This is a genomic window from Sulfitobacter sp. BSw21498 (assembly GCF_006064855.1).
Classification (GTDB): Bacteria; Pseudomonadota; Alphaproteobacteria; order Rhodobacterales; family Rhodobacteraceae; genus Sulfitobacter.
The window spans coordinates 1,653,276-1,677,564 of record NZ_CP040753.1; the positions used below are offsets into that span (position 1 = coordinate 1,653,276).

Consider the following 24,289-nt stretch of genomic DNA (forward strand, 5'->3'; position numbering starts at 1 on the left):
AATGGCAGCAGCCAACACGCGCGATGCCCGCTGCCGGATCACGCCCCGCCCTTCAGGGCAGCTTCCAACCGTGCCCAATCGGCGGGTGGGCCTGGCAGGCCGAGGCGTATCCAGCTGTCGGAATACGGAAAAATTCGCGACCAGATGTGATGTGCGGCCAAAGCGCTCTGGGCCGCTGCGGCATCCGGCGTGGCATAGGTGCGAAACAGCGGCGTGCCGCCCTTCAGCGTCCACCCTGCCCGCCGCGCCATAGCATCCAACTGCGCCGCCTCGCCTTGTAAACGTCTTGTGGTCTGCGCCGCCCATTCCGTATCGTTCAGCGCGCGCAATGCGACCTCTATCGCCATGCCCGACACCGGCCATGGGCCTGTCATCGCGCGCAGTTTTGCGGCCATTGGCTCTGCCGCCAAGACAAACCCCAGACGCAGCCCCGCCAGCCCGTAGAACTTGCCAAAGGACCGCATGACAAGGATATTCTTCGGCAGATCGGCCCCACCGCGGACCAGCGACACCTCTGGATCAGGATCAGCAAAGCTCTCGTCCACGATCAGAAGCTCGACCGTTTCAGCGAGCGCACGTAGGGCGTCGGAGGCGTGACGCTGTCCGTCGGGATTGTTGGGATTCACCACCACGGCAAGGGCGTACCCCTCAAGCGCGTCAAGGTCAGAGGCTTCGGTCACCTGCCAGCCTTCGGCCCGCAACGCGGCGGCATGTTCATTATAGGTGGGCGACAGGATCGCGGCCTGCGCGGGCTCGATCAGGCGCGGCACCAGCTGGATCGCCGCCTGCGCCCCCGACACTGGCACGACCGCGCAGCTTGCGCCATAGGCCCGCCGTGCCGCGTCTTCCACCGCATCAAGCGCGCTGCGCTCGGGCAGCCGCGTCCACGCTTCGGGCGTCAGCGACCCCACCGGATATGGCACCGTGTTGATCCCTGTCGAAAGGTCGATCCAGCTGGCGCGGTTCCCGCCGAACGTCCTGATCGCCCCATCCAGATTGCCGCCGTGGTCTCGCATCGCTTGCCCCTGTCAGATCAGCGCCACTAGCGCCAACACGACTGCTAATACGAACATGGCGCGAAGGTAAAGCGCCAGCCCCCGACGCAGCCCTGTCGCGTCCGCCTCTTGACCCTCCGCATTCAACCAAGGTTCATCCGCGATTTCTGTACCATAGACACGCGGGCCGGACAGGCGGACGTCAAGTGCGCCGGCCATCGCACCTTCGGGCCAACCGGCATTGGGGGACCGGTGGTGGCGCGCATCGCGCAGCATCACGGCGGCGGCCCGCTGCGTGTGACCCGATACCAGCACAAAGAGCAGCCCCGTCAGGCGCGCCGGAATCAGATTGACCAGATCATCCAGCCGCGCAGCCACCATGCCATAGTGGCGATACCGCGCCGACCGGTGGCCGATCATCGAATCCATCGTATTGATCGCTTTGTAGCCGACCAGCCCCGGCAACCCTAAAACAACGCCCCAGAACACAGGAGCCACCACCCCGTCCGAGGCATTTTCAGCCAGACTTTCAAGCGAGGCGCGCGCAATTGCGGCATCGTCCAGCTTGTCAGGATCGCGCCCGATGATCATGGAAACGGCATAGCGGGCTGCGGAAGTATCCCCTTTGGCCAAGGGCTTGGCCACCGCTGCTACGTGTTGAAACAGCGACCGTGGTGCCAGAAACGGCCAAGCCAGCACGCCGCCAATCGCGTAGCCGACCCACCCATCGGGCAGCACCGCAGCGACCGCAATCGCAGGCACGACAGCAAGCGTCAGCACCATGCAAACGCCGACGCCGCCCAACAGACGCAACCGCGCAGGCGTTTTTTCTGCGGTATTCAACCGCGTCTCGATTGCGCGGATGGCATGGCCAATCCATGACACAGGGTGCCCGATCTTGGCATAAAGCGGCGCGGGCCACGACAGCGCCGCCTCGACCAGAAATCCAAGCAGGATGCCTGCCGCACCGATCATGCCATGCCTCCGGTCTTGAACCGCATTGCGCCCGTCAGGCCGTAGTCTGCCAGCACCTGCTCTGCATCATCCGGAGCGCTGCCGGGCGTAAATATAAAGGCGCGGGCAGATCCGGTGTGCGCGCGCGCATAGCCCAAAGCGCCAAGCCGCTGCGCCAATGCCGCGCTTGGGTCGTTTCGGGGGCCCCGCAATGCTGTTGTCCGGTCTGCACTGACGCTGGCCAATCGCGCGGCCTGTGGCAAATCCTGCTGTGCGGTCGCGTTTTCCCAAGCCGGCAGCAGGTCAGAGATGTCTGCGAAACCGTCATCCGCCGCATCGGTCCGGATCGGTGCCCCAAAGTATCCGCCGATGATATCGGCCCGTGGCGGTGCGGCAATCACACCCTTGCCTTGGGCCAGACGCGAGGCCCAGACGACCCTGTCGGGATGGGGGAGCATTAACGGATCAGTGGCTCCTTCGACCGCCAGACAAAGCGACGGCAACCGGTCTTCGGCCACGCCCGCCGCCCGCGCCACTGCGACCAAACCCGCCGTAGACGCTCCGGCCCCGACGGCAACGGGCAAGTTACCAGACAAAGCAAAGCGACCCTTTTCCACCCCGGCGATATCTATCAGACGCTGAAGTTGTTCACGGTTGACCGCCGCTGGCCCGTCATGCACCAACGTCAACTTTCTCCCCCGCGTGAACCGTGCCTGCACCCCATGCGCAGGGCACACCATCGTCACCAGTACAACCGGCCCCGCCGGCCCCAAACGGCCCTGCAGCCATTCACCGAAATGACCGAAAACAGGCGCAGTTTCTGCAGACGCTCCTGAATTATCAAAAATTGTCTGCAAATTAATGGCTTTCGTCCGGAGGCAGGGAATTGGTGACGCCATATTCACGATCCTCAGGCAAACGGCAACAAGGCAAGGGACTATGGGGCAAAGGCTTTTCCGCCCCGCCCTGCCTACCGATTCTGCGCGCCGCGCTCTCGAAAGTATAGGGGCCTATTCTGGAAGGCAGTCAGATTGTACCTGAGCATTCTCGCTCGCGTTAACCTTGTGTGAGAACTTTGGACTTATCCCGGGGGGCAGGAAAGGCGGCGCGTTCGTCTTCGGCCAATGTAAAAGGTGTTTGGGTCACCGCAACAAGAGGTCCGTATGATGTCGATCGCAGATTTAACCTATACCACGCTCCGCGGTGCCGCTTTGGCAGCTTTGGTTGTGGCAGGCGCCGGCAAGGCCGATGCAGGTGAGTTCGTCCTTGATTGGAGTTTTTATGACTGGCCGGCAGGCAATCTTGGCCCGCTGACCGCGACGCTGCGCGACCAATACGGGTTCGAGGTTGATTTTAGAATAGCACACACCGGTATCTTCGAGGAGTTCGGCTCGAACCAGACGCCGGATGACGTGGCATTTCTTGGTGGCAATGTCGAAGCGCTTGTCGTCTTTTCCGACGCGCCCGAGAACAGCGGCGCATTCGGCGATGCCAGAACGACCACTTCGGTCTCTACCAGTTCGGGCGGCGTTGCCTTTCCGATCGACAATCTGGTGATCGATGTTCTTGATATCGACACAACTGATACAGATTCATTAGGCGATCGCTGTGACTTTGTGACCGGTTTTGGTGACAACGGGAATCCGACCTTTGCAACCGTCAGTACGACCCCGGTTGTCCTTGTAGGTCCAGGTCCCGGTTCGGGCTTTACCGGACCGATCGGTGCGAACCAGGCTCAGTGTATCTACTTCGAAGGGGCCACCCCCTCTGCGTCGTCGGGCAATGATGATCGGGGCACGGTGCGCGCGACATTCCCCGATGCCACGTCTGCCGTGACTTTCTGGTACGATGAATCGATTGCGGACGTGCGAAACTATAGCGCGTTGACGGAGTACGACCCAGGGGCACGGGCGATTGGTGTGTTGGGCAATGCATCGTTTAACGTCGATCAAAGCATTTCCCTGACCCGCAGTGCCAGCCCCAGCACGGGGACACAGGGCGAAACAGTTACCTATAGCTATACCATTACGAACACCGGTGCCCTGCCCTTTAACACCGGACAGGATATCGTGATCGAGGATGATCTGCTTGGGCCCGTACTTTGCCCGGCCATCAGTATACCGGTCGCCCCCGGGGGCACAGTGGTCTGCCAAGCCGACTATACCATTCAGGCGTCAGATGTGCTGACCGGCACCATAGATAGCAGTGCCGTGGCCGGTATCGGGCGTATCGGTCAACCCTTCGTGTCCCGCCTGCAATCGAACGCGCAATCGCTGTCCATTGTCAGCAGCGTTCTATCCGGCGAAACCGGCTCGCAAAGCTGCACGCCCCAATCCGTATTCAGCCAACCCTCCAGTCAGCTCGCGGGTTCGGGCAGCCAGTCGAATGTGACGCTGTCCGACATCTTTTTGTACGAAGACGTGACAACCGACATCAACGGCAATCCGATCGATGTCGTGATGCAGGTCACCAGCATCAACAACGCGAGTTCGCTCGAGCTGGACACCTCGCTCGAGGCGCAGATGACGCCCGAAGATAATGCCTATATCACATATAGGCTCCGTTTGGTTCAGGATGGCAGCGCCACATCAGCAAATCCCCAAGGTCTGGCGATTGACCAAAGCCGCATCAACGGCATTATCGTCCAGCAAACCGACGTGGACAGCCGCGACGATGATGACGATTCCTCCGATGTGGTGGGCTCCCTGACCACGCCGACAGATACCTCTTTCTTCAACACCACGCCCTTGTCGTCGTTTCCGGCTGGCCCGAATGCAATCTCGATGGACCCTGCAAAGGTAGGCAATCCGTTAGACTGGGTGGACGAGCCCAACGAGACGAGCTTTGACAACTATGTAACCTATGAATTCAGCACCTTCGTCGAGGCTGAGTTCATCCACGGCTACACCGGGTCGTCCGACCGCAGTGCCACGCGCGGCTCCGGCATCCAGCTGTGCGCGATTTCAAACACCTCGCCCAATGTTGTGGCGCAGGACGATGATTACACCGCGTCGCCCGTAAATACACTGCTCGGGGGGACTGCTGGCGAGGTCATGGCGAATGACACCATCAATGGCTTGCCCGCAGCATTTCCGACCGGCACGCTCGCCGTCTTGACCGAAGCCGTTCCGCAAAACACCGGCGACCCGGTTCCCATCTTGGAGGTAAGTGGTGCCGAAGCGGGCCGCGTCGTCGTACCGGCCGGTGTACCAGCCGGCGTTTACACCATCGAATACCAACTTTGTGACGCGCTTGAACCCAGCGATTGCGACCGCGCCTTGGTGACGATTGCAGTCTTCGCTGGCTTGGGCGTAGACTTTGGCGATGCCCCTCTGAGCTATCTCACGGCGACCCACGGCGTGGATGCATCACCGAGTGTGTACCTTGGCCTGATCGAGCCTGATATCGAATTGGTTGCCCAGTCCGATGCGACTGCGACCGCTGATGACCTGATTGGCACCGATGATGAAGACGGGGTCGTTTTTCCCGTCCTCACCCAAGGGATGATTAGCACCCTTGATATTGCGGTCACTGGCAGCGGCAACCTGCAAGCCTGGATCGACTTTAATGGTGACGGCCTGTTCGAGGAAACGCTCGGCGAGCGCATCGCGCTGGATCTTAAGGACGACGGTACGCAGTTCGATAACGTCGCAGGCGACGGCGTCATCCAAATCGATGTGACCGTGCCGTCAGATGCGACAACGTCGACCACCTTTGCGCGCTTTCGCTATGGTTCGGAGCCCGGTTTGTCCACCTCGAGCTTTGCCGTGGATGGCGAGGTCGAGGACTATTCACTGGTCATCGCGGCCGCTGATCTGTCCGACCGTGGCGATGCGCCCGCCTCCTATGGCGATCCGCGACATGTCGTTGTGCCGGACATCTATCTGGGTGCCGGCGAACCCGACACCGAACAAACGCCACAGCACAGCCCTGATTCCGACGCGGATGACCTGTCCGGCTTTGACGACGAAGATTCCATCGCCGTCTTTCCCATTCTCGAGGCGGGCACCACCGTGCCGCTGACGATCATCACTCATGAAACCTTAAGCCTGCAACTTGCCTTGGGTATTCCAGTGGTATCGGGCGTCACGAACCTGCAACTTTGGGTGGATTTTGACCAAAGCGGCACGTTCGACACATCAGAGCATATCGCGATCGACTACCGCGATGGTGGCGCAGGGGACACGGACGGTTTGTTCAACAACCAGATCACGCTGAACATCCCGGTGCCTGCAAATATCACCAGCGGCTTTACCCATGCACGCATCCGCTGGTCTACGTCCAGTGCGGTTGCGGCGGACCCTTTTGATGGGCTGAATTTTGACGGCGAAGTCGAAGATTACAAGGTCATCCTGTCGGCGGGGGCTGTGCCTTTTAGCTGCGACGGCTCGCTCTATCGCGTGACACAGGCGAATTCGCAACTGCAACGTCTCAGTTTTGCGGAATCGGGCGGCGTGTACAGCATTACGGCAACCGACATCGGCACGCCTGCGGGGGCGCAATATGATGGGGGCTGGGGGTATAATGCGCTCGACGGGTTGTTCTATGGCGTGCGAACCGGAACCCGCGAGCTGATCCGCCTGGACGCCACCGGTGCCTACGAAGTGGTCGCCACCCTACCCGCCACCGCTGCTGTTGGGTCCTCGGCGGGCGATATCCTTCCAAATGGGGTCATGGTTTACCGTGTGGAGGGTGCCAATGCATTGCAACTGCTGAATCTGACCGACCCAGCAGCGCCGGTGGATCTGGGATTGATCATGCTGTCAGCTGCCGTTGAGCCCTCTGACATCGCTTATAACCCCAACGACGGTATGTTGTACGGCGTGAACGAAGCGTCTGACCGTCTATTCTATATCGACCCTGCCGACGGGACGCCGGGCACACGCGCGCCGGTGGAATTCGGCCCGACCGCCTGGGATCAGTCTTATGGTGCGGTATGGTTCGACCTTTATGGCAGAATGTACCTCAACCAGAACGTGACCAACGATATCTATGAAGCAGATGTCGGCGTTCAGGGGTCAGGCTCGGGCGGCGGTCAGTTGATCAATACGGTGCCCTCCGGTGATGGTGGCTTGAACGACGGGCTGAACTGCCCTTCTCGCTTGGGTCCCCTACCACCCGAAGGCACCTTGGCGGGCATTGTCTACCGCGACACCAATTACTCTGACACCTACCAGCCCGGCGAAACCGCGATCAGTGCCGTGACTGTCTCTTTGTATGACGACAATGGCACGGCCGGCACGGCAGATGACACGTTCCTGAGCAGCGTAGAAACGGCCAGCGACGGTACCTATCAGTTCCTCAATCTGTCAGCCACGACCACCTACCGCATAGAGGTTGACGAAGCCGACCCCGACATCCCCGCCGGGCTTGTTGCAGGTTCGGTGACCCCGCAGACCGACGTCACGATCACAGCCGGCAGTGTGCGCAATGTTGATTTTGGCTTTGTAAACGGCGGGGCGACCGCGGATTTGTCGCTGACCAAGACTGTGTTCGACACCGGCGGCCAGCCAATCACCCAAGCAGGGCCGGGTACCGCGCTCGACTTTGTCCTCACCGTCACAAACGACGGGCCTGATGGCACCACCGGGGTCCGGGTTCGCGACCTTATCCCCGACGGGTTCACCTTTGTCTCTGCCACTCCGGCAGATGGTACGGATACCTATGACGCCGGCACCGGTATTTGGGAGACCGGAGATGTGGCCAGCGGCGCAAGCGAAACATTGACACTGCGGGTCACCATGAACGCCACGGGCGAGCATACGAACGCTGCCGAAATCATCGCCGCTGATCTGCCGGACCCCGACAGTGACCCCAGCGTGGGTGCGCTGACGGACGATTTTGGCGACGGGATCGCCGATGATGACGAAGCGTCCGTCAGCGTCACCTTCGCAGGTTCAGGTCCGACATTGTCGGGGCGTGTCTTCATCGACAATGGCACGGGGTCGGACACGGCTTATGATGCCCTCCAAGGGGCCACCGAAGCGGACACCAGTGCGGCCCAGATCCGGATCACCGACAGCAGCGGCACGCTTGTCGGATCACCTGAAATCGCCAGCGATGGAAGCTGGAGCTTGACCCTACCCGAAGGCTTTTCCGATGCCGTCACCATCACGGTCGTACCTGATAACGGGTATCTCGCTGTGTCGGAAAATCCGGGTGCCCCCCCGGGGCTGGAGAACCCTAATACACGCGACGGCGCGTTCACCTTCACGCCAGCAGCGGGAACCTCTTACCCCGATCTAAATGTCGGCTTGGTCAAGGATGCCCGCCTGAGCGAAAGCCAGCAAAGCGCGATCAGGCCTGCACAGGTGGTGAGCCTGCGGCATGAATACCTTGCCGATGCAGAAGGGTCCGTGGTGTTTGATACCGACATCCAGTCGATCACCGCGCCGGGTCTTTTCTCTGTTGCGCTGTATGAGGACGCGGCCTGCGACGGGACGGCAACCAGTCCGATCACCGCGGCCCTGCCTGTCACCATCGGCACGCGCATCTGTCTTGTGGCACGGGTTACCGCCTCGGGTGCTGCGGCACCGGGGTCGACCATCGCTTTCGATGTCATCGCTGACACTACCTATGGCGCGTCGGGTGTGGCCGAACAGGACCGCAACACCGATCTGGTGCGGGTGGAATCCTCCGAAGGGGTACTGACGCTGCGCAAGACGGTACGCAACGTGACCCAAGGCACGCCCGAAGGGGTTAGCAACGGGGCAGCTGCAGGGGATGTGCTGGAATACCGCATCTTCCTCGACAACCCCGGACAGCTGCCGGCAACCAACATCGTCATCCACGACCGCACACCGCCCTATACCGAACTGGCCTCCGCCATCCCGAGCCCGGTTTCCATCAGCGGGGACGTGGTCTGCAACGTGACCACGCCGGGGACAAATGCGGCAGGTTACGCGGGGTCGCTGCAATGGAACTGCACCGGGTCGCATGACCCCGGCGCGACGGGGTCCGTCTCTTTCGAGGTGCGTATCGCGCCCTAAGGCAGGCCATCAATCGGTTAGAAGAAAGGACTGTCTCGCCGTTTGCAAAAAGCCCCCTCGTCCCGCAGCAGCGGCACGAGGGGGGGTCACACGAAAGGGTTCAGCCGCAGATGACAGGGCCGCGCGACCGCGGATCAGCCCAACAACCGAACGAGCATCCAAAGCCCCATACCCAGCATCATAAGGTTCTCAGTCAAAGACACAAAACCAAGCGGCACGTTGCTGCTGCCACCGACACAGGCACATTTCAGCTCGCGCTTGTCGATATAAACAGCCTTGATCACCGACACTGCGCCAATGCCGCCGATCACGATCGCAACCGGTGCTGCCAGCCACAGTAAGGCCCCCGCGGTCATGGCGATGCCCGCAAAAGCCTCGCCGAAGGGATAGACCTTGCCATAGGGCACCCAGCGTTTGGCGAGCAAATCATAGTTTAGGAACATCGTGGAGAAGCTCTCGATGTCCTGCAGCTTTTGCACCGCCAGAAAACACATGGAGATTGAGACGAACCACTGGAACGCCTGCACAGTCAGTATACTCTCAAAGGCGAACCATGACAGGCCAAGCGCCATCAGGAATGCAACCGCAAAAATGGCGATCACCGGCTGGTAGGACGTGTCCGATTGCGCGTCCTTGGGCTTGTCCAACCCAAAGTAGATGCGCAGATCATCATAGCCACCGATCCGCTCGCCTCCGATAAAGCTTTGCGGCGTCGTTTCGACATCATGCTTTGCTTTGAACGCGTCGGTTTCCTCGCGGGTTGTGAGGGGATGATCCTCGACCTCATATCCCTGACGCTCCAGCAAGTCCTTGGATTTCAGACCGTAGGGACAGGTGTGGTCGGGCATCATCATCCGGTAAAGTTTGGCGGGTTGTGTGTGTTGATCAGCCACGGCTTACCTCACTTCCCGTCGATTTCAGGTGTGGCCGCCGGCCCACCTTCAAGGTCCGCAATCAGCGCTTTCATCTCGTCGATTTCCAGCCGCTGTGCTTTGATGATATCATCGGCCAGCTTGCGCACCCGCGGGTCCGATATATTGGCCCGCTCGCTGGTCAGAATGGCAATCGAATGGTGCGGGATCATGGCGCGCATCCACGAGGTATCATCCACTGTGGTCTGGCTGCGCACCAAAAATAGCGACACCGCAAAAACCAGCGCGCTGCCAACAAAGATAGCAATATTCGCGCCGCGGTTGCTGTACATGCCCAACATAAATGCGAGCATAATGATCGCCATCACCGCGCCCATATAAAGCGCCATATAGCTGCGGGTTTCACTAAAGAATACGTGATCGATGGCATAGGTGTTCAGATACATCAAACCGAACATCACCACGGTCGAAGTAATGATCATTGCAAAGAAGCGCCAATATGACATGAGAAGTCCTTTCGTGAGATTGCTATGCCAACAAAACGGCCTTCCCACGCAGGAGGGTTCCCGCCGATATCGATTTTTTTCTTAAATTGCGCATTGCTCTATGCGGGCGGAAGGCTACCACCGCCCGCAAAAATCCGCTCGGTTAACGATAGGCACCGGCGGAATAAGTCAGCTCGTAGCTGTGGCTATACAGCTCGAATACAATGCCAAAGGGGTCTTCGACATAGACCATGCGGTAGGGTTTATCGTTAGGAAAATATTCCCGTACGGGCATCCGTTGTTTGCCCCCCGCCGCGACAATCTTGGCCAGTAGATCTTCGAGATTTGGGTCTTGGATGGCGAAGTGAAAGGTGCCGTGCTGGCGAAAGTTCAACGGGTCGGCGGGCGCGTGATTGCCCTCAAATTCGAATAGTTCGATCCCGATGCGGTCCGCCGTCGCAAGGTGGGCGATACGCAACCGCCCCCATCCCGCGCCAAAGACATCGGTACACATCTGCCCGATATCGCTGCCGTCCTCGACGATCTCGGTCGGCTGCATAATGACGTAAAAGCCCAGAATATCGGCGTAAAACTGAACGGCCTGATCAAGGTCGGGTACAGAAAGCCCGATGTGAGAAAAGCTGCGTGGTGTCGGTGTCATGATCTATCCTTTGGTCACTGATACCCCCATGATTTAGGCGGACCGCCTGCAAACATAAAATTATCATATGGAATGGATTTAATAACATTTCGGAATATACCATGTTGAACGCTTCGTGGCTGGAGACGTTCACGACCCTTTGCGACATCGGTCATTTCACGCGCACTGCTGATCAGCTCGCCATGACGCAACCGGGGGTGTCGCAGCATCTGCGCAAACTTGAACAGCAGGTGGGTCAGCCCTTGATCTTGCGGGACGGCAAGTCTTTTACCCTGACCCCTGCAGGAGAGGAACTGCTGTCCATCGGTCGCGCTCGCCGGTCAGAGGAACGCGCGCTGCGCGACAGGATGCAGCGCGATGCCCCCTTGATAGGCACCGTGAGGATAGGCTGTTCGGGGAGCTTTGCGCTTTGGCTTTATCCGCAACTGATCGCGCGGATGTTGCAGGCACCAAAGCTCGTGGTTGACCTGAACGCGGCACCGCAGTCGCAAATCGTGGCGGAGGTGGCGGCGGGCAGACTGGATCTGGGCGTGGTGACCCGGGCCCCTGATATGCCACGTATCAAGGCGACCCCCCTGTGCCGTGAAGAGCTGTGTCTGGTTCTGCCAGCTGCTTTCGATACCGCTGACCTGACCCTACAGTGGCTTGATGCGTTGGGGTTCATCGCCCACCCCGACGGCAACGCCTATGCGGACGACCTTTTGGCGCGCAATTTTGATGATTACCGTGGGGCAGAACATCTGCGGGTCCGCAGCTCGATCAACCAGATCGGGCAAATTCCCCTGCCCGTCGCCCAAGGGCTGGGCTATACGATCTTGCCACGTTCCGGGGTGGAGGCGTTCCCCAAGCGCGATGCGCTATCGGTGCATGCGCTGCCCGACCGGCGGTTTCATGATCTGTGGCTGATCGCCCGTAAAGACCGAGCCGAGTTCGCCCGTGTCGCCGCCACTGCGGAAGGGATCACCGCGGCCGTCGAAACGCGTGGCTAAGGCCGGCTCTCGGGCGGGGCATCATCATCCAGCAAAACCCGCGCCGATGCGCCCTGCGGGTCGTCATACTGGCCGGACTTCAACGTCCAGAGAAACGCACAAAGCCCAAGTCCGCCAAGGATCACGGACACGGGTATCAGGATGAAAAGCACGTTCATTGCAGATGCCTCATTTCACATATTTCACGCGCATCGCGTTGGCCAGAACGGTCAATGACGACGCCGACATCGCAATCGCGGCCAGCAGCGGGGTGGCATATCCCAGCAGCGCGACCGGAATGGCGATGGCATTATAACCCGCCGCGATGGCAAAGTTCTGACCTGACAAACGGGTCAGAGCGCGCGCGATTACGATCAGCAGCGGGAACTGGTCCAGCCCCTCGCGCAACATCACCACATCAGCCGCATTGCGCGACGCATCCAGCGCCGAGGACGGCGCGACAGAAGCATGCGCCAGCGCCAAGGCAGCCGTATCATTCAACCCGTCGCCGACCATCAACACGCGGTGCCCCTGCGCCTGAAGCTGCGCCAGCCGGTCATGTTTTTGCGGTGCGCTTATATCACCAAGGGCCGACTGCACGCCAAGCTTTGCGGCGAACGCCTGCACCGTAGCTTGCCGATCGCCACTTAGGATCTGGGGCGTGATCCCTTGGGCGGATAACCATGCCAACGTATCTGCGGCCCCCTCTCGCGGGGTCTCTGTCACGGCCAGCGGGACGGCCGGTGCGCTCCCGATGCGCAGCCCGGTGCCGGAGAACGCAGCCCCCAGCCATTCGCCACGTCCCAGCCGCACAGTCACGCCGTCGATGTCCCCCTGCATCCCTTGCCCGGCGACTTCGGTGACATCGGCCAGCACAGCGGGCGTATGAACGGGCAATGCTGCCAGAATAGCCTGCGCCACCGGATGCGCCGATGCTTGGGCCAAGGCCCCCGCGATGGCACTCTGTTGGACCGAAAGCTCTGCCAGTGGCGCGGGTTTCCCCTGCCGCGTCAGCGTGCCGGTTTTGTCGAACACGGCCATGTCCACCTCTGCCAGCCGTTCAAGGGCGGTGCCTGATTTGACCAGAAACCCCATATCGAACAGTCGTGCAATGGCCGTGGTTGCCACCGCAGGCACCGCCAACCCCAACGCGCAGGGACAGGTGATAATCAGCACCGCAACCGCCACGTTGAGCGCGTGGCGCAGGTCGCCGTCATAGGCCACCCACCCGACAAAGGCCGCCAGCGCCAGCAGATGCACCATCGGCGCATAAATGCGCGCGGCGCGGTCGGCCAGATTGGTATAGCTGTTGCGGCTGTTCTCGGCCATTTCAACCAGCGCGGCAACGCGGCGCAGGGTTGTATCTTCGCCCACGGCAGTCGCTGTCATCTCGAAGGGCGCGCCCAGATTGATCTCTCCGGCCTGAACCACATCGCCAAGGGTCAAGGCGACAGCCGCGCTTTCGCCGGTCAGAAACGACCGGTCGGCCTGCGCCGCGGCACTGTTCAGCACCCCGTCAACAGGCACACGCATGCCCGTCGGCACCAACACCGTGTCCCCGACGCGCAAAAGGCCGACCGCAACCCTTTCGACACCGGTTCCATGAACGCGCTGCGCGGTCTGCACCTCGAGCGCGGCCAGTTCCTTTGCGGCGGAATGGACAGAGCTACGGGTCCGGTGATCCAGATAGCGGCCAACCAGCAAGAAAAACGTCAACGACAATGCCGCGTCAAAATAGGCGTGATGCCCGCTGTTCAGAACCTCATACAATGACATCCCCGCAGCCAGCAGGATCGCAAGCGAGATCGGCACGTCCATGTTTAGCCCGCCCCTGCGCACCGCCCGCATCCCATTGGCAAAGAACGGCTGGCCGCAAAACAGCACCGCAGGCAGGGTGATCACGGCAGAGATCAGGTGGAACAATGCGCGGGTTGCATCTGACGCCCCTGACCAGATCGCAACGGAAAACAGCATGACGTTCATCATCGCGAAACCGGCGATGGCAAGCCGGATCAGCAGCCCACGCCCGATGTCGTCTTGCCGGCTTTCCAGCAGGCTTTGGTCCAGCGGATGCGCCTCTATTCCTGCGCGATCCAGCGTGGCGACCGCCTGTTCGGCGTCAAGATCGCTGGCGTGGATCGAGACACGCTTGAGCGACAGGTTGACCCGCGCCGACCGGACCTGCGGCAAGGCGCGCAGGCTGCGTTCGACCGTGTTGATGCAAGTGGCGCAGTGGATTGCGGGCAGTGACAGCACCAGATCCGGCGGGCCCAATTGCGGTGCCGTCTGCGCGATTGCCGGTGCTACAACGCAGCCGGGGCATGCGGCGATGGCGCTCATTCCTTTACCTTTACGATAACACGTTGCTGAAAGAGCGTGCCTTCGGCGTCGCGCAGTTTCAGGCGCAAATTCCAGTTGCCCGGTCCCGCCACAACAGGCGCGACCAACGCCTGGCCGTCAAAGACGAAAGACGGGGTCTGGTCATTCGCAACGCTGGTCGCCCGCCCGAAAACGGCACTTGTGACCTGCGGTTCTTGCGGCTCTCCCTCGCGCAGCACCGCGACCCGCAACACGCCCTTCGTAACGGTCGCCGACACCTCCCAACCAAGCGCCTCTTGCGCCTTGCGGTCCGCATCAAAGCTTTGCGATGCAACGTAGGAGTTCTTGACCTCCAGCCCCGGAAAACTGTGCACGGCATTATAAGCCAACGTCAGGTTCACCGCGATGATCACGCTAAACGCCGCGGCAAAGACGCCGAACACATGCCAGCCTTTGATTTCCTGTACCATTCTAGCGGTCCTTTCCATTGAAACTGGTGGCTTTCGACGCGCGATCGCCGGTGCCGGTATCCTCGACCCACAGCCGCAACTGCGTCATATCAGCGGTCGACGCTTCGGTTTGCGGCGCGGCGGTGACATAGACCCGTTGCAGGATCGTCTGGTTGGCAGGCAGCACGACGGTTGCGCCCGCGTTTCCCTGCCCTTCGAGCGTGACAGTCAGCGCGCTGTCGCTCGTGATCCCGATTTGAACGGTGGCATCACGCCCCTGTTTGTTGCGCAGGCGTACGTCATAGATGTTACGCACTCCGCCGTCCGACAGGGTGACATAGGTCGGGTTGCGCACGGGGCTGACGGTCAGTTCAATCGCACTGCGGATGAACAGCGCATAGACCAGCGCGACCCCGATCAACGCCCACGCGGCGGTATAAAGCAGCGTGCGCGGTCGCAGAATATGACGCCACAGCGGTTTGGGCGGCTGGCCGGCCCGTTCGGCTGTCTCGTCCGACAGCGCCAGATAGTCGATCAATCCGCGCGGCTTGCCAATCTTGGCCATCACATCGTCACAGGCGTCGATGCACAGGGCGCAGGTGATACACTCCATCTGCTGGCCGTTGCGAATGTCGATGCCCACGGGGCAGACGTTGACGCAGGCCATGCAGTCGATGCAATCCCCTTGGGTGTCTGCGGGCGGAACGGGGGGCAGATCGGGGGGCAATGCGGCGCGCCTCCGGTCGGGGTATGGGGTGGGCCCGTAGCGCGCGGCCCCCGGCCCTGCTGCGGCGATCTGGTCTTGGGCGCGCTGAGCGGCGGCACGTTCGCGTTTGCGCAGATTACCCTTTCCGCGCGGCTCGCCGCGCCAGTCGCGATAGGCGACCGTGATCGTGTCGGGGTCCATCATCGCGGCCTGGATACGCGGCCAGGGACACATATAGATACACACCTGTTCCCGCATGAAGCCCCCCAACAGAATTGTCGTGGCGGTCAGGATCGCGATGGTCATATACGCCACCGGAGCCGCGTCGAGCGTGACCAGATCCCGGGCCAGCTGCGGCGCATCGGTAAAGTAGAACACCCACGCCCCGCCTGTCGCCACCGCGATCCCCAGCCAAAGCACCCATTTGGTGACGCGCAGGCGCAGTTTGTGTATGCCCCAGCCCGCGTGATGCAGCCGGACGCGGGCATTGCGGTCGCCCTCGATCCAGCGTTCGACAAGGATGAACAGATCGGTCCAGACCGTTTGCGGGCAGGCATAGCCACACCACACACGCCCCAAAGCAGAGGTAAACAGAAACAACCCAAGCCCCGCCATGATCAGCAGACCGGCCACGAAATAGAATTCATGGGGCCATATCTCGATCCAGAAGAAATAGAACCGCCGATGCGCCAGATCGATCAGCACCGCCTGATCCGGCAAGTTGGGCCCGCGGTCCCACCGCAGCCACGGCGTGAGGTAATATATCCCCAGCGTGACGGCCATGATGCCCCACTTAAAGCGACGGAAGAACCCGTCGACGCGGCGCGGAAAAACCGGCTCTCGCGGGGCATAAAGAGATGGAGGTGACGTTTGTGTCATCAGATGTATCCTGTTCGCACCGCCACCTTATCGAAGGTCAAGACAGCACACTTTGATCTGAGTCAAAAACACCCCCAAAGCGGTTCGTTTTGCGAACAGGACCGCCTTGGGGATGGACAGTGGCACTCGGGCAGAGCCGCCACTGTCAGCTTTCTGCGCTATTCCCCCCCTCCCAGAGAGTGGACATAGGCAGAAACTGCGCGGATATCGGCCTCTTCCAGACGCCCGCCCCAGGGGGGCATGACGCCGAAACGCGCATTCGTCACGGTCTGGGTCAGCGCCTGCCGGTCGCTGCCGTACAGCCAGATCGCATCGGCAATATTGGGGGCACCCTGACTGCGATCACCCTGCCCCGCATCACCGTGGCAAGCGCTGCAGTTATCTGCAAAGACCTCGGCACCCGTTCCGGCCAGCGCCACGTCAAAATTGGACGATGAAAGCGAGATCACGTGTTCAACGACCGCCGCGATGTCATCCTTGCCCAATATCGCGCCAAAGGCAGGCATCTGGCTGTAGCGCGCATCGACGTCCTGTTCGTTGCGGATGCCATGGCGCACGGTATATTCGATGTCTGCCATCGCCCCGCCCCAAAGCCAGTCGTCGTCCAGCAGGTTGGGATAGCCCTTGGCCCCTGCCGCGCCCGACCCGTGACACTGCGAACAATTCGCGCGAAACACCGCACCGCCACGCGCGATAGCATACCGGTTGAGGTCGGCATCCTGTGGCAACGCTTCCATGTCGGTGCCCAGCAAATCCGCCACCAGCTGCGCGTTCTTTTGCGCGTGCGCGTCGATGTCCTGCGCCACATTGGCGCGGGTGGACCAGCCCAATACACCGCTCGTCGCCCCTGAAATCATTGGCCACGCGGGATAGGCCACACTATAGCCGATGCCCCAGATGATCGTCAGATACAGCGTCCAAAGCCACCAGCGCGGCAGCGGGGTGTTCAGCTCTTCGATGCCGTCCCAGCTGTGCCCCGTCGTCTCGATGCCGGTCACATCGTCTTGCTTGTGATCAGTCATTTCGGGCTCCTTTCTTGGCGGCGCAGTCTGCGCCGTTGCAGCCCGCGCACCCCGCGGGCGCGTCTTCGCGCAATGGAATGCGCGCCACGGCGGCATAGGTGTCAGAGCCGCCGGGCCGGAAAGCCCACAGGATCACGCCCACAAAAAAGCTGAACATCGCCAGCAGAACCCAGCTGTCTGCCAGCTGACGCAGGAAAGAATAGGTATCCATTGCAAAACCTCCTTATCGGCTGGCGTCGGGGGTAAAGGTCGAGAAATCGACCATCGTCCCCAGCACTTGCAAATACGCGATGAGCGCGTCCATCTCGGTCAGTTCGGGCGCACCGTCAAAGTTCGACACCGCAGCACCGGGATACCGCGCAAGCATCGCGTCATAGTCGGCATCCGGGTCGGCCTGCACCTTGAAATCCGACGCGGCCTGTTCGATCTGCTCGTCCGTATAGGGGACGCCCACAAAGCGGTGGGTTTTCAGCAGATCCTGCACGTGGTCTGCGGCAATCCGCGTGTCGGAAAGAAACGCATATTTCGGCATGATGGATTCCGGTACGACCGATTGCGGATCGGACAGATGGTCCACATGCCACGCATCGGAATACCGCCCGCCCACGCGTGCCACATCCGGTCCGGTGCGTTTCGACCCCCATTGGAACGGGTGGTCATACATGGATTCCGCCGCCAGCGAATAATGCCCATAGCGTTCGACTTCGTCGCGCATGGGGCGGATCATCTGGCTGTGGCATAGATAGCACCCTTCGCGCACATAGATGTCGCGCCCCGTCAGTTCGAGCGGGGAATAGGGACGCACGCCCTCGACCTTTTCGATCGTGTTTTCAAGCCAGAACAGCGGTGCGATTTCGACGATGCCGCCGATCGACACCACCAGCAACGATGCGATCAACAACAGCGTCGGGCTTTTCTCGAGGATCGCGTGCCGGTTCACCAATGCGGTGTGATGCGGCAGCTCGTTCGGGATCTCTTGCGGAGCGTCCGACAGGGTTGAGACATTGGGATCCTGCGCGGGATCGGTGATTTTAGTGTTATGTGCCATTGCGATTGCCCTTATTCCGCCGGAACGCCAACGGGTGCGGACTGTTTTGCGCCCCCTTTGATCGTCATCCACATGTTCCAGACCATGATCAGCGCGCCGCTGAGATACAAAATACCGCCCATGCCACGCACCACATACATCGGAAATTTCGCCGCCACGGTGTCCGCAAAGGAGTTGACCAAGAACCCCTGATCATCGACCTCGCGCCACATCAGGCCCTCCATGATGCCGGTGACCCACATGCTGGCCGCGTATAAAATGATGCCGATGGTCGCCAACCAGAAGTGCCAGTTGATCGCCGACATAGAATGCATCTTTGCCCGCCCCCAAAGCCGTGGCGTCAGGAAATAAAGTGCACCAAAGGTGATCATGCCATTCCAGCCAAGCGCACCGGAATGGACGTGTCCGATGGTCCAGTCGGTATAGTGGCTGAGCGAATTCACGGCGCGGATCGACATCATCGGCCCCTCGAACGTGGACATGCCGTAAAAGCCAAGCGACAGTACAAACATCCGCAAGATCGGATCGGTGCGCAGCTTGTCCCACGCCCCTTGCAGCGTCATCAGGCCGTTGATCATACCGCCCCAGCTGGGCATCCACAGGATGATCGAGAACACCATGCCAAGCGTCGACGCCCAGTCAGGCAGCGCGGTGTAATGCAGGTGGTGCGGCCCCGCCCAGATATAAAGAAAGATCAGGGACCAGAAGTGGACGATGCTCAGTTTGTAGGAATAGACAGGGCGGTTCGCCTGTTTGGGCACGAAGTAATACATCATCCCCAGAAAGCCCGCCGTCAGGAAAAAGCCGACCGCATTATGCCCGTACCACCACTGGGTCATGGCATCTTGAACACCGGCAAAAACCTGCACCGATTTCGACCCCCAGAGGCTGACCGGCACCGATAGGTTGTTGACCACATGCAGCATCGCGACGGTCACGATAAAGGCAAGGTAGAACCAGTTGGCGACGTAGATATGCCGCTCGCGGCGGATGATCAGCGTGCCCAGAAACACCGCCAGATAGCATAGCCAGATGATCGTCAGCCAGATATCGACGTACCATTCGGGCTCTGCGTATTCTTTGGATTGCGTGGACCCCAGCAGATATCCGGTGGCGGCCAGCACGATGAACAGCTGATAGCCCCAGAACACAAACCACGCGAGGTTGCCGCCAAACAACCGCACCGAACAGGTGCGCTGCACCACATAGAAAGAGGTCGCGATCAACGCATTGCCGCCAAAGGCAAAAATCACCGCCGACGTATGCAGAGGGCGCAGCCGGCCAAAGTTGGTAAAGGGTTGCCCCCAGTCAAAGTTCAACGCCGGAAAGGCCAGTTGGAACGCAATAAACGTCCCCACCAGCAGCCCCACAATTCCCCAGAACGCCGTGGCAATCACGCCTGCGCGGATCACCCCATCGGCATAGCCGGTGGACATGGGCCGCGGCCGTTCAGGCTCGTCCGTGTGGCGCAGGACCCATAAAAACATGCCCCCCGCGACGCCCATGATGATCAGCGCATGCACCTGATACGCGATATCACGTGCCCAACTGGCCCCCATCGCAGCGATCAACGCCACCAGCGCCAGAATGACGAGTTTCAAGTAATTCATATCGGACCTCTATGTATGCGCCCGCCCTGATCGGGGCGGCGCTTTCCTGTTCGCGCTTTGGGCGTAAAGGGGCCACGCGAACCGGTCTTTGATCTGGGTCAAGTTTGCCCGTGAGGGTGCCGATTATCTGACGACATGCACCGCGCATTTGGCGTGGCGCACCACATATTGCGCAACAGAGCCAAGCAGAATGTCCGAAAACGCAGGCTGGTGCGACGCGATGACGATGCAGTCCATCCCGTTTTCCTCGGCCCAGCGGGTCACCCGCGGTCCCGCCCGCCCGTCAGCAATGGCGGTGGTACATTCGGGCAGCTCTAGCGCCAACGCCTCCAGCCGCGCCTGCACCGTCTCGCGGGCGACGCTAAAAACGTCGGTGGGAATATAGTCCGCGACATAGATCGGCACTGTTTCAATCACGTGAAGCAACGTCAGCTTGGCATCCTTTGACGCCAGCGCCTGCGCCGCGTCAAAGGCGGTCTGGGTGATTTCGGGGGTCTCAAAAACAACGGGGATCAGGATATTCTTGTACATGCTGCACTCTCCTATGAAGGTGCAGGCATCAGACACTACTGTTTGGACACCCGCGTTGATGCAGATCAAATCAGTAGAAAAATATCTTTAGGGGCAGTCGTCACCCGACGCCACGTGCAGCGCCTTAAGGTCGGTCACGCGGAACCGGCGGCGGTCAACGAACTGCACGATACGCTCTTTCTTCATCGCGCCAAGCTGGCGGCTGACAGTCTCGAGCGTGAGACCCAGATAGTTGGAGATCTCGTGACGTGTCAGGGGCAGAACGAGCTCCTGATCCATTGCGTCGGCGATGGTAAGCTGTTGTCGGCGCACCAGCATTTCGATGAAGGTCGCGATCTTTTCGCGGGCGGTCTTGCGGCCCAGCAACAGCATCCAGTCGCGCGCGGCGTCCAGTTCATCCAGCGCCATTTCCATCAGCCGTTGGGCAATATGGGGCGTGGTTTCGATCAATGCCTCGAAGGGTTTGCGGTGAAAGCAGCACAGCGTCACATCGGTCACCGCCACCACATCGAAATCAATCGTCTCGCGCCCGGGACGGCCGATAAAATCCGACGGCAGCAGCAAGCCGACCATCTGGGTGCGCCCGTCTTCCATCGTTTTGCCAAGGCTGGCGACGCCTGCCACGACCGACGCGACATAAGTCAGCCCATCACCGCGCCACAGCACCTGATCCCCCGCCTTGAACGATTTATAGGTTTTGATCTGTTCAAGCATCAACAGCTCGTCGTCGTCGCAGCGCGCACAAACGGCACGGTGACGGATCGGGCATTCACTGCATTTCGGACGGGACTGTAGATCAAGCATGGCACAACCATAGCGCCCAACTGCGCGAATAACCATCGCCAAGACGCGTCCCGCCACAGCGCTGCGTCCCGATGTCGCTTGCTGTGGCAGAGCATGGTTTGTGCCGGTCAGGTCACATCGCGCTTTTGATGATACTCGGGTCGGTCCCAGCTGCGGGTGTTCAGGATATCGGCCAGAATATCCACCGCACCGCGCACGTCGGCCTCGTCGATATAAAGCGGCGTGAAACCAAAGCGCATGATGTCGGGCGCGCGGAAATCACCAATCACATCCCGCGAAATTAGGGCCTGCATCACCGCATAGCCATTCTTTGACGCAAACGACACCTGACTGCCGCGGTGGCTTGCGTCGCGTGGGCTGGCCAGCGTCAGCTCGGGGCAGTGCTCTTCGACAAGCTGGATGAAAAGTTCGCTCAGCGCGACGGACTTGGCGCGCAAGTCGGCCATATCCACGTCGTCCCAAACGCCCAGCGCGTGTTCCAGCGCGGCCAGTTGGATCACAGGGGGTGTCCCGACGCGCATGCGTTCGATGCCGGGTGCCGGACGATAGCCTGTTTCAAACGCGAAAGGCGCATCATGCCCCAGCCATCCGGCCAGCGCGGGTTGGATTTCGGCGACAATATCAGGCCGCGCATAGACAAACGCCGGGGCCCCCGGCCCACCGTTGAGGTATTTATAAGTGCAACCGACGGCGAATTCAGCATTGCAGACAGCCACATCGACGGGCACGGCCCCTGCGCTATGCGCCAGATCCCACAGCATCACCGCCCCAGCCCCATGGGCCGCCGCCGTAATGCCCGCCATGTCGTGCATCCGGCCCGTGCGATAATCGACCTGCGTGATCATCGCGACCGAAACATCGTCGGTCATGGCACCTGCCACCTCTTCGGGGGCGACGATACGCAGCTCGTAGTCCTGCCCCAGTTGGTTGATCAACCCTTCGGCCATATACAGATCCGACGGAAAGTTGCCGCTGTCCGATAGGATCACCCGCCGGTCAGGGCGCATCTTTAGCGCGGCAGACAGAGCCTGAAACACTTTGACCGATAGCGTGTCGCCCATGGTCACCGACCCCTTTGGCGCGCCGATCAAACGGGCGATGCGGTTACCCACACGGGCGGGCTGCGCCATCCATCCGTCAAGGTTCCAGCCCTTGATCAGATGCGCGCCCCATTGCGCCTGCACCACATCTTGAACCTTTTCGGCCGTGCCCACAGGCAGCGGCCCTAGCGAGTTTCCGTCAAGGTAGATCATGCCCTCGGGCAGGGAGAAGCGGTCTTTCATCGGCAGTTGGGTCACAGGACACCTCGTAAGTTCCAGAGTTCGGGAAAAAGTTCGACTTCGAGCATCCGGCGCAGGTATTTCACCCCCGACGTGCCGCCCGTGCCACGTTTAAATCCGATGATGCGTTCCACCGTGGTCACATGGTTGAACCGCCAGCGGCGAAAGTAATCTTCCAGATCGACCAGCTTTTCGGCCAGCTCGTACAGCTGCCAATGGGCGCGCGGGTCTTTGTACACGGTGACCCACGCCTGCATGACCGCATCATCCGCCGCATGGGGGGTGCCCATCGCATAGACATGCGCGTCAAAGCTTCGCCCCGTTGCCTCTGCCAGCAGGTCAAGCGCCACGTGATACAGCGATTTCGTGCCCAGTTCCTGCGTCAACATGTGGTGCAGTTCAGGGCGGTGTTCATGCACCTTCATCATCGCACGGTTGCGGTTCCCGAGGATGAATTCGATCAGCCGGTATTGATGCGACTGGAACCCCGACGACGCGCCAAGGTCATCGCGGAAATCAGTGTATTCGCTGGGGGTCATTGTGCGCAGCACGTCCCACGCGCTGTTAAGCTGTTCAAAAATACGCGCCACACGGGCCAGCATCTTCATCGCGGGGGCGAAATCGCCTTGCGCCAAATGCGCCCGGGCGGAAGAAAGCTCGTGCAGGCAAAGGCGCATCCACAGCTCGGACGTCTGGTGCTGGATGATGAACAACATCTCGTCGTGGGCGTCCGATTTGCAGTTCTGCGCCCCGAGGATCGGGTCAAGTGACAGGTAGTCGGTATAAGACATATCCTTGGCAAAGGACATTTGTGCGCCCTCGTCAGCGGGGTTGTAGCCGGTCATGCGGGAGTCTCCGATTGGGGGCCGAGGGTTTTAGCAAACGGCGAATGGGCAGGCATCAAGGTCGATAGCTCCTCGAAGGCGGCGATGCTGAGGCCGGTGTGATGGCGAAAGGCCGCAAGCGCCGCAGCCGGATCGTGATCAAGTGCTGCCTGATAAAGCGCACGGTGCGGTTCCAGCGCCATGCCAGCAGCAGAGACAGCGGCCGCTTTGGTCGCAAGCGATGGCGCGGTTTGGGTCAGATCGCGCAGGCCTGACTGAATAAAGCGGTGATAGCGGCCCAGCTGATCCTGCAACTGCCCTGCAAACCGCGCCATCCAAGGCGACCGCGCACCGGCGACCAACGCTTGGTGAAAGGCCAGATGCCGCCGTGTCCATTGGGCAAGCGCGTCATCTTCACGAATTACCGACGGCACGGTCGTTTTCGCCAGGTGGTAGTAGGCACCGATGACCCCTGCCTCCCATGCATCATCGGCCTGGCTGACGGAATGGGCCAGCATCGCCCCTTCGACAGCGTCGCGGCTGCGTTCTAGGTCCAGAAGGTCGGCGCGGGTCAGTGGGGTGACGCGAAAGCCCTTGTTATGCTCGGGCACGACCAGCTGTTCCACCGCAAGCCGGTTCAGACATTCGCGAAGGGGCGTCAGCCCGATGGCATAGCGTTCGGACAACGCAGGCAGGCGCAAGACCATGCCAGGCGGTAATTCTAGCGTCAGGATGTCGCGCCGGAGCCTGTCGAATAGGATGTCTGATTTCGACTGCCGAAGTGTCATAGGCGCGCCCCTCTCCCCGCACATTCTGACAAGTAAATACGATCATGTAAATCGTATATTATTATTTCCGCAGGTGATCTGGTCTTTGATCGGCAACGCTCTACC

Annotated in this window: 21 protein-coding genes; 2 read left to right on the forward strand and 19 right to left on the reverse strand. The window is 60.6% G+C overall.

Annotated elements, in window-relative coordinates:
• Positions 1–38: 38 nt before the first annotated feature.
• From cobD to E5180_RS08105, 3 genes are read right to left on the reverse strand one after another with little or no spacing between them, the layout of a single operon-like run.
• Positions 39–1,016: a threonine-phosphate decarboxylase CobD gene (gene cobD / locus E5180_RS08095; RefSeq protein ID WP_138923930.1), complete on the reverse strand. Its 978-nt coding sequence runs from the start codon at positions 1,014–1,016 to the stop codon at positions 39–41.
• A gap of 12 nt (positions 1,017–1,028) precedes the next feature.
• Positions 1,029–1,970 (reverse strand): adenosylcobinamide-phosphate synthase CbiB, encoded by a 942-nt coding sequence (cbiB, locus tag E5180_RS08100; RefSeq protein WP_138923931.1) that lies wholly within the window; start codon positions 1,968–1,970, stop codon positions 1,029–1,031.
• Entirely contained in the window at positions 1,967–2,806 is an 840-nt protein-coding gene (locus tag E5180_RS08105) for a hypothetical protein (protein WP_254700432.1), read from the reverse strand. Before E5180_RS08105 ends, cbiB begins: the two co-directional genes overlap by 4 nt.
• 309 nt (positions 2,807–3,115) lie before the next feature.
• On the opposite strand from E5180_RS08105, the gene E5180_RS08110 reads away from it, so the two are divergent.
• On the forward strand, positions 3,116–8,938 hold the full coding sequence (locus E5180_RS08110) for a GEVED domain-containing protein (protein ID WP_254700433.1): 5,823 nt from the start codon (positions 3,116–3,118) through the stop codon (positions 8,936–8,938).
• A 134-nt stretch (positions 8,939–9,072) separates the two neighbouring features.
• Here E5180_RS08110 and E5180_RS08115 read toward each other — a convergent pair whose 3' ends face one another.
• The 3 genes from E5180_RS08115 to E5180_RS08125 form a co-directional block, all read right to left on the reverse strand.
• Positions 9,073–9,792 carry a MauE/DoxX family redox-associated membrane protein gene (locus E5180_RS08115; RefSeq protein ID WP_138925162.1) on the reverse strand — a complete coding sequence of 240 codons (720 nt, stop codon included), beginning with the start codon at positions 9,790–9,792 and terminating at the stop codon, positions 9,073–9,075.
• A gap of 47 nt (positions 9,793–9,839) precedes the next feature.
• Positions 9,840–10,316, reverse strand: a complete 477-nt coding sequence (locus tag E5180_RS08120) for a DUF305 domain-containing protein (RefSeq protein WP_138923934.1) — start codon at positions 10,314–10,316, stop codon at positions 9,840–9,842.
• Positions 10,317–10,458: 142 nt separating this feature from the next.
• Positions 10,459–10,956, reverse strand: coding sequence for a lactoylglutathione lyase family protein (locus E5180_RS08125; RefSeq protein ID WP_138923935.1), 498 nt, complete (start codon positions 10,954–10,956; stop codon positions 10,459–10,461).
• A gap of 101 nt (positions 10,957–11,057) precedes the next feature.
• Between E5180_RS08125 and E5180_RS08130 the strand changes: the two genes are divergently transcribed.
• The gene (locus E5180_RS08130) at positions 11,058–11,945 is read left to right on the forward strand and encodes a LysR family transcriptional regulator (protein WP_138923936.1); all 888 of its coding nucleotides are present in this window, start codon (positions 11,058–11,060) and stop codon (positions 11,943–11,945) included.
• On the opposite strand, the gene ccoS is transcribed toward E5180_RS08130, so the two are convergent.
• The 13 genes from ccoS to E5180_RS08195 form a co-directional block, all read right to left on the reverse strand.
• Entirely contained in the window at positions 11,942–12,103 is a 162-nt protein-coding gene (gene ccoS / locus E5180_RS08135) for a cbb3-type cytochrome oxidase assembly protein CcoS (RefSeq protein WP_093734199.1), read from the reverse strand. The two genes, E5180_RS08130 and ccoS, sit on opposite strands and share 4 nt — an antisense overlap.
• Positions 12,104–12,113: 10 nt before the next feature.
• Positions 12,114–14,264 (reverse strand): heavy metal translocating P-type ATPase, encoded by a 2,151-nt coding sequence (locus tag E5180_RS08140; RefSeq protein WP_138923937.1) that lies wholly within the window; start codon positions 14,262–14,264, stop codon positions 12,114–12,116.
• On the reverse strand, positions 14,261–14,713 hold the full coding sequence (locus tag E5180_RS08145) for a FixH family protein (RefSeq protein WP_138923938.1): 453 nt from the start codon (positions 14,711–14,713) through the stop codon (positions 14,261–14,263). Before E5180_RS08145 ends, E5180_RS08140 begins: the two co-directional genes overlap by 4 nt.
• Before the next feature lies 1 nt (position 14,714).
• Positions 14,715–16,277, reverse strand: coding sequence for a cytochrome c oxidase accessory protein CcoG (gene ccoG, locus E5180_RS08150; protein WP_138923939.1), 1,563 nt, complete (start codon positions 16,275–16,277; stop codon positions 14,715–14,717).
• 158 nt (positions 16,278–16,435) lie between these two features.
• Positions 16,436–17,299, reverse strand: a complete 864-nt coding sequence (ccoP, locus tag E5180_RS08155) for a cytochrome-c oxidase, cbb3-type subunit III (RefSeq protein ID WP_138923940.1) — start codon at positions 17,297–17,299, stop codon at positions 16,436–16,438.
• Complete coding sequence (locus E5180_RS08160) at positions 17,292–17,510, reverse strand: cbb3-type cytochrome c oxidase subunit 3 (RefSeq protein ID WP_138923941.1); 219 nt, start codon at positions 17,508–17,510, stop codon at positions 17,292–17,294. The genes ccoP and E5180_RS08160 overlap by 8 nt, the downstream gene beginning before the upstream one ends.
• Before the next feature lie 12 nt (positions 17,511–17,522).
• On the reverse strand, positions 17,523–18,347 hold the full coding sequence (gene ccoO / locus E5180_RS08165) for a cytochrome-c oxidase, cbb3-type subunit II (RefSeq protein ID WP_138923942.1): 825 nt from the start codon (positions 18,345–18,347) through the stop codon (positions 17,523–17,525).
• Positions 18,348–18,358: 11 nt separating this feature from the next.
• Complete coding sequence (gene ccoN, locus E5180_RS08170; RefSeq protein ID WP_138923943.1) at positions 18,359–19,957, reverse strand: cytochrome-c oxidase, cbb3-type subunit I; 1,599 nt, start codon at positions 19,955–19,957, stop codon at positions 18,359–18,361.
• Positions 19,958–20,080: 123 nt separating this feature from the next.
• Positions 20,081–20,488 (reverse strand): universal stress protein, encoded by a 408-nt coding sequence (locus E5180_RS08175; RefSeq protein WP_093734207.1) that lies wholly within the window; start codon positions 20,486–20,488, stop codon positions 20,081–20,083.
• A gap of 87 nt (positions 20,489–20,575) precedes the next feature.
• On the reverse strand, positions 20,576–21,328 hold the full coding sequence (gene fnrL, locus E5180_RS08180; RefSeq protein WP_138925163.1) for a transcriptional regulator FnrL: 753 nt from the start codon (positions 21,326–21,328) through the stop codon (positions 20,576–20,578).
• A 71-nt stretch (positions 21,329–21,399) separates the two neighbouring features.
• Positions 21,400–22,575: a kynureninase gene (gene kynU, locus E5180_RS08185; RefSeq protein WP_138925164.1), complete on the reverse strand. Its 1,176-nt coding sequence runs from the start codon at positions 22,573–22,575 to the stop codon at positions 21,400–21,402.
• 11 nt (positions 22,576–22,586) lie between these two features.
• Positions 22,587–23,417, reverse strand: a complete 831-nt coding sequence (locus E5180_RS08190; RefSeq protein ID WP_138923944.1) for a tryptophan 2,3-dioxygenase — start codon at positions 23,415–23,417, stop codon at positions 22,587–22,589.
• Positions 23,414–24,184, reverse strand: a complete 771-nt coding sequence (locus E5180_RS08195; protein WP_138923945.1) for a GntR family transcriptional regulator — start codon at positions 24,182–24,184, stop codon at positions 23,414–23,416. Before E5180_RS08195 ends, E5180_RS08190 begins: the two co-directional genes overlap by 4 nt.
• Between the last annotated feature and the right edge of the window lie 105 nt (positions 24,185–24,289).

What these genes read in the sequence shown, in the direction of transcription:
- E5180_RS08130 (WP_138923936.1), top strand. Translation starts at nt 11,058, where the DNA reads ATGTTGAACGCTTCGTGGCTGGAGACGTTCACGACCCTTTGCGACATC.
- cobD (WP_138923930.1), bottom strand. Translation starts at nt 1,016, where the DNA reads ATGCGAGACCACGGCGGCAATCTGGATGGGGCGATCAGGACGTTCGGC.
- E5180_RS08110 (WP_254700433.1), top strand. Translation starts at nt 3,116, where the DNA reads ATGTCGATCGCAGATTTAACCTATACCACGCTCCGCGGTGCCGCTTTG.
- E5180_RS08145 (WP_138923938.1), bottom strand. Translation starts at nt 14,713, where the DNA reads ATGGTACAGGAAATCAAAGGCTGGCATGTGTTCGGCGTCTTTGCCGCG.
- E5180_RS08195 (WP_138923945.1), bottom strand. Translation starts at nt 24,184, where the DNA reads ATGACACTTCGGCAGTCGAAATCAGACATCCTATTCGACAGGCTCCGG.
- ccoN (WP_138923943.1), bottom strand. Translation starts at nt 19,957, where the DNA reads ATGAATTACTTGAAACTCGTCATTCTGGCGCTGGTGGCGTTGATCGCT.
- kynU (WP_138925164.1), bottom strand. Translation starts at nt 22,575, where the DNA reads ATGAAAGACCGCTTCTCCCTGCCCGAGGGCATGATCTACCTTGACGGA.
- fnrL (WP_138925163.1), bottom strand. Translation starts at nt 21,328, where the DNA reads ATGGTTATTCGCGCAGTTGGGCGCTATGGTTGTGCCATGCTTGATCTA.
- E5180_RS08160 (WP_138923941.1), bottom strand. Translation starts at nt 17,510, where the DNA reads ATGGATACCTATTCTTTCCTGCGTCAGCTGGCAGACAGCTGGGTTCTG.
- ccoG (WP_138923939.1), bottom strand. Translation starts at nt 16,277, where the DNA reads ATGACACAAACGTCACCTCCATCTCTTTATGCCCCGCGAGAGCCGGTT.
- E5180_RS08115 (WP_138925162.1), bottom strand. Translation starts at nt 9,792, where the DNA reads ATGATGATGCCCGACCACACCTGTCCCTACGGTCTGAAATCCAAGGAC.
- ccoS (WP_093734199.1), bottom strand. Translation starts at nt 12,103, where the DNA reads ATGAACGTGCTTTTCATCCTGATACCCGTGTCCGTGATCCTTGGCGGA.
- E5180_RS08190 (WP_138923944.1), bottom strand. Translation starts at nt 23,417, where the DNA reads ATGACCGGCTACAACCCCGCTGACGAGGGCGCACAAATGTCCTTTGCC.
- E5180_RS08140 (WP_138923937.1), bottom strand. Translation starts at nt 14,264, where the DNA reads ATGAGCGCCATCGCCGCATGCCCCGGCTGCGTTGTAGCACCGGCAATC.
- cbiB (WP_138923931.1), bottom strand. Translation starts at nt 1,970, where the DNA reads ATGATCGGTGCGGCAGGCATCCTGCTTGGATTTCTGGTCGAGGCGGCG.
- ccoO (WP_138923942.1), bottom strand. Translation starts at nt 18,347, where the DNA reads ATGGCACATAACACTAAAATCACCGATCCCGCGCAGGATCCCAATGTC.
- E5180_RS08120 (WP_138923934.1), bottom strand. Translation starts at nt 10,316, where the DNA reads ATGTCATATTGGCGCTTCTTTGCAATGATCATTACTTCGACCGTGGTG.
- ccoP (WP_138923940.1), bottom strand. Translation starts at nt 17,299, where the DNA reads ATGACTGATCACAAGCAAGACGATGTGACCGGCATCGAGACGACGGGG.
- E5180_RS08175 (WP_093734207.1), bottom strand. Translation starts at nt 20,488, where the DNA reads ATGTACAAGAATATCCTGATCCCCGTTGTTTTTGAGACCCCCGAAATC.
- E5180_RS08125 (WP_138923935.1), bottom strand. Translation starts at nt 10,956, where the DNA reads ATGACACCGACACCACGCAGCTTTTCTCACATCGGGCTTTCTGTACCC.